The organism is Pseudomonas sp. TWI929 (genome assembly GCF_039673335.1).
Taxonomy (GTDB): domain Bacteria; phylum Pseudomonadota; class Gammaproteobacteria; order Pseudomonadales; family Pseudomonadaceae; genus Aquipseudomonas.
This window is the reverse complement of the sequence record NZ_JBDJLK010000157.1, coordinates 1-4,429: the sequence shown is the minus strand read 5'-3', so window position 1 is coordinate 4,429 and position 4,429 is coordinate 1. Positions and strand designations below refer to the sequence as shown.

Here is a 4,429-nt window from a genome sequence, read left to right as displayed (position 1 = left end):
CGGTGGCGCCGACCTGCGCTACGCCGCCGAGCACATCACCTCCAAGGATGACGATGTAACCCTGATGGTCGGCGTCGACACCCAGGTGGTGCATGGCTTCGTCAACTGCAACGCCACCGGCGCCATCACCGGCATCGGCAACGCCCTGCCACGGGAAGTGCTGCAACTGGTGAGCCTGAGCAAGCAGGCGGCCAAAGGCGACGCCCGCGCCCGCCGCCTGGCACGCGAACTGGAAGCCGCACTGGCAGTGCTGTCGTCGTTCGATGAAGGCTGCGACCTGGTGCTGTACTACAAGCACCTGATGGTGCTGAACGGTGATACCGAGTACAGCCTGCACTTCAACGAAACCGACGCCCTCACTGATGCCCAGCGCAACTATGCCGAACAGCAGTACGCGCTGTTCCGCAACTGGTACGCCAGCTGGTCGGCCGAGCAGAACCTGGCCTGATCACCTGCTTCGAGGCCGAACCGCAGCCCCTGTGGGAGCGGCCTTGTGTCGCGATAGGGCTGCGTAGCAGCCCCAGCAATTTGTGCTTTTGCGCTGAAACCCCGGGGCTGCTACGCAGCCCTATCGCGACACAAGGCCGCTCCCACAAGGACCGCGTCGATCGTTCCGGCAGGGCAAACACTCAAGCCAGATGCAACAACGCCTCTTCCACCGCGGCCACCACCTGGTTGCCCTTGGCACCCGGCAGCCGCCATGCGGCGATGGTCATGCCCAGCGGCACCGCATGCCCGACCGGCGCGACCAGTTCGCCGCTGTCCAGGTAACGTTGCACCAGGCTTCTGCGCCCCATCAGCACCCCGGCGGCCAGCAGCGCCTGCTGCAGGGCAATCGAGTACAGGGAAAAACCCGGCCCACGGGCGACAAACTTGTGCCCGGGCATCACTGCTCCGCTCCACACCGCCCAATCGTTCCAACCCACATCGGCGATACAACGGACATCGTCAAGGTCCTCAGGACGGGTGATGTTGGCCGCCAGCGCCGGAACACATACCGGCAGGATTTCTTCCGTGGCAATCCGGCGCTGCCAGCGCTCGGGCTTTTCGGTGTAGAACAGGCACAGGTCGAATGGGCTGCGCTTCAGGTTGGGCGGCTCATCCACCGCCGTGACCGAGATTTCGATGGGCGCCAGCAGGCGGGTCAGCTCCGGCAGGCGTGGCCCAATCCACAACTGCGCCAGCGCCGGGGAGGTGACGATATGCACCCGTTGCGGTGCAGCCAGGCGCCGCAGCGTGCGCGCCGCAGCTTCCACTGCGTCGAATGCTTCGGTGAACTGGGCTTTTACGCTTTCGCCCAAAGGCGTCAGGCGCACACCTTTGGCATGGCGCTCGAACAAGGCGGCGCCGTATTCGCTTTCCAGGGTCTTGACCAAGGCAGCGATGGCACCTGGGGTCACCTTGAGTTCAAGGGCGGCTCGGGCAAAGCCGCCCAGGCGGGCAGATGCTTCGAAGGCGCGCAAGGCATTGAGCTGCAGCGAGTGCCGCGTGGGGCTATCGAGATACACGGTATGAGGCCTATTTTTTTTAGGCCTACTATTCCAGAAATCTGACGTTGTGGCCAACTGTCACGCGCATTAACGTGGAGGTGCCTGACTGGCATCTCCAGAACACCTTCAAGGAACTCAAATGCCGTACCCCAGCGCGACCCAAGCGTTCAGGCAGGGCGCCCACAATGCCCTGCCGTTGACCTCCGGCATCGTGCCCTTCGGCCTCATCACCGGGGTCACCGCAATCGGCATGGGCCTGTCGCCAGCCGATGCCATAGGCATGACGCTGCTGTTCTATTCCGGGTCGGCGCAGATGGTGGTGATGCAGTTGATGCAGAACGCCGCCCTGCCAGTGACCATGGTGGTTACCGCACTGGTGATCAACTTGCGCTTCCTGATGTACAGCGCCAGCCTGGCCCCGCACCTGGGCCAACTGCCACGCCACCACAAGTGGCCGATGGCCTATATGTTGTCTGATCAATCCTTTGCACTGTGCTCGCTGAAGCTTGGTTCTGGCGGGCTGGGGCAGTATGCCTACCCCTACTATGCCGGTACGGCGCTCACCATGTTCTTCGGCTGGAACCTCTCGGTGCTGGCAGGCATGTACCTGGGCGCGAGCATCCCTGAAGACTGGTCGCTGGGCTTTGCCATTCCCTTGTCGTTCCTGGCCCTGTTGATCCCCAGCATTCGCAGTGCAGCCACGCTTGGCGCCGCGCTGGCCGGTGGCGTGCTTGCCGTGCTGGCAGCCGACCTGCCGTACAACCTCGGCCTGCTGACTGGCGCGCTGGGCGGCATCATCGCCGGGTTGGCCATCGAGAGCTGGAAAAAACCCCAGGCAATGCCTGAAGCCAACACCGAGCAGGAAGCATCATGAGCGAAATGACCCAATGGATAACCTTCGCCCTGATCGGCCTGGGTACCTTCGCCATCCGGCTGTCGTTCATCGAACTACACACGGTGTTGCGCATACCCCCACTGTTTCGCCGAGCACTGGCGTATGTACCGGCCAGCGTACTGGCGGCACTGGTACTGCCAGCGGTAGTGTTCCCTGACCGGCATGCCGGGTTCGACTGGATGAACCCGCAGATACCGGCGGCGCTACTGGCTGCGCTGGTGGCCTGGCGCACACGCAGCACGATGCTGACGCTGGTGGTGGGCATGGGGGTGTTGTGGGCGCTGAAGCACTGGGGGATGTAGGGACTTCCAGGTTTGCCGCACTCCCTGTGGGAGCGGGTTCTGCGGTGCAGCCTGGGACAAGACAACCCTCAGGAAAAATCGGCAGGCAATGATGGGGGCGGGAGTAAAGAAGAAGCAGGAAATGGCGTCCCAGGCAGGAATTGAACCTGCAACCTTCCCCTTAGGAGGGGGATGCTCTATCCAATTGAGCTACTGAGACGCAAACACCGGCAGCGAGCGCTGCACAGCGGGACGGCAAGCATGTTAACCAGCATGCTCGCGTTTGTCATGTCTGCGCCGGGCTTTTTCGCGTAATCCTTTTCTGGCACTGCTACGCCCGAGGCAACACACCCTCATCACGCAGCAACGCGAACAACCCCGCGACGGCAACCTCAAGGGTAGTGGAGTTGTCCAGCACATGCACCGCCGGGTCGGCAATGGTCTGCAAGCGTGCGTTACGTGCCAGCCGCAGCTCGACTTCTTCAGCACTTTCCCGGCCGCGGGCCAGCAAGCGCTGGCGCAGCACTTCGGGCTTGACCTCGACCAACACTGCCAACAAATCCGGATAACGCTGGCGCGCCTCGGCCATGTACGCCCGCGAGCCATTCACCAGCACCGCCCTACCCGCCGCCAACCACTGGTCCACCTGCCGGGGAATGCCATAGTCCAGGCCGTTGGCCCGCCAGTGCATGGCAAACGCGCCCTGCGCACGCAGGGTTTCGAACTGTTCAGCCGTAACCCCATGGGCAGCTTCGCCCTTGGCTTCGGCAGAACGGGTGATGACGCGCCGGGCAATTTCTACCCCGGCGGCCGCCAACCGCTCACGCGAAGCGTCGATCAGGGAATCTTTCCCGGATCCTGACGGTCCTACCAAAAATATCAACCGGCCTGTCCCTGATCGGCGTACGCTTGCGTCATGTTGCATAGCCACTATGCTCTATGAAGGGAATCCGGCGCATTCTAGGGGTTTTCCAGGCCTTTTGCTGCGTTTTACCAGTTTTTGACGGCAAAAGTCTGACGTTTGGGCAGGCCGGAGTATGTAAAACTTTTCAAACCAGTGCTCATTTCTGATAATTGGTACTGGCAGAAAGCCTTTATCCGGCTCACTATTTGTCACAGAATTGACGCCAAGGAAACGGCGACCATGAGGCAAGATGAGCATCCATTTTTCACTGACGGTTGAACATTTTGTCGTCGCCACGGTCGTACATTCACTCCGTGCGGCCAATTTGAGAACCGCTTCCCCTGAACCAAAACCCGGTCAATTTATATGCGCCCAATGAAACAGGCTATTTATTCCAGCCGCACCGCTGACAAGTTTGTCGTCCGCCTGCCAGACGGGATGCGTGAGCGCATTGCCGAGGTAGCGCGCAACCATCACCGCAGCATGAACTCCGAGATTATCGCGCGCCTGGAACAGAGCCTTATCCAGGAAGGTGCGTTGGGTGAAGAGCTGAGCATGCGCCTGGATAGCCCTGAACTGTCCCTGCATGAACGCGAGTTACTGCAACGCTTCCGCCAACTTTCGCACCGCCAGCAGAACGCGCTGGTCGCCCTCATCGCTCACGATGTGGAGATGGCCTCCGACGCCTCCTGAGGCCGGAAGCGAACATAAAAAAAGCCAGCGTAAGCTGGCTTTTTTTATGGGCGTGATCTGAGAATCTACACGGCCCTTGTGGGAGCGGCCTTGCGTCGCGAAAGGGCCGCAAAGCGGCCCCAGGATATCCGCGGCGCAACAACTATTGCTGGGGCCGCCTTGCGGC

At 61.4% G+C, this 4,429-nt stretch carries 5 protein-coding genes, 1 tRNA gene and 1 pseudogene; 4 read left to right on the top strand and 3 right to left on the bottom strand.

Annotation, left to right across the window (positions count from 1 at the left end; genetic code table 11):
• Nucleotides 1–448 (top strand): annotated as a pseudogene (locus tag ABE456_RS28190) (dihydrodipicolinate synthase family protein); the annotation flags it as partial.
• A 181-nt stretch (nt 449–629) separates the two neighbouring features.
• Here ABE456_RS28190 and ABE456_RS28185 read toward each other — a convergent pair.
• Nucleotides 630–1,508 carry a LysR family transcriptional regulator gene (locus ABE456_RS28185; protein WP_346646855.1) on the bottom strand — a complete coding sequence of 293 codons (879 nt, stop codon included), beginning with the start codon at nt 1,506–1,508 and terminating at the stop codon, nt 630–632.
• 121 nt (nt 1,509–1,629) lie between these two features.
• Here ABE456_RS28185 and ABE456_RS28180 point away from each other — a divergent pair, with 121 nt between their 5' ends.
• Both ABE456_RS28180 and ABE456_RS28175 read left to right on the top strand, forming a co-directional pair.
• A complete protein-coding gene (locus ABE456_RS28180; protein ID WP_346646854.1) occupies nt 1,630–2,364 on the top strand; it encodes an AzlC family ABC transporter permease in 735 nt (244 codons plus the stop codon).
• The gene (locus ABE456_RS28175) at nt 2,361–2,687 is read left to right on the top strand and encodes an AzlD domain-containing protein (RefSeq protein WP_346646853.1); all 327 of its coding nucleotides are present in this window, start codon (nt 2,361–2,363) and stop codon (nt 2,685–2,687) included. The genes ABE456_RS28180 and ABE456_RS28175 overlap by 4 nt, the downstream gene beginning before the upstream one ends.
• A gap of 122 nt (nt 2,688–2,809) precedes the next feature.
• On the opposite strand, the gene ABE456_RS28170 is transcribed toward ABE456_RS28175, so the two are convergent.
• Nucleotides 2,810–2,886, bottom strand: a tRNA-Arg gene (locus ABE456_RS28170).
• Nucleotides 2,887–2,997: 111 nt separating this feature from the next.
• Nucleotides 2,998–3,591, bottom strand: a complete 594-nt coding sequence (gene phnN / locus ABE456_RS28165) for a phosphonate metabolism protein/1,5-bisphosphokinase (PRPP-forming) PhnN (protein WP_346646852.1) — start codon at nt 3,589–3,591, stop codon at nt 2,998–3,000.
• Nucleotides 3,592–3,936: 345 nt separating this feature from the next.
• On the opposite strand from phnN, the gene ABE456_RS28160 reads away from it, so the two are divergent.
• The gene (locus tag ABE456_RS28160) at nt 3,937–4,263 is read left to right on the top strand and encodes an Arc family DNA-binding protein (RefSeq protein ID WP_346646851.1); all 327 of its coding nucleotides are present in this window, start codon (nt 3,937–3,939) and stop codon (nt 4,261–4,263) included.
• Nucleotides 4,264–4,429 lie beyond the last annotated feature (166 nt).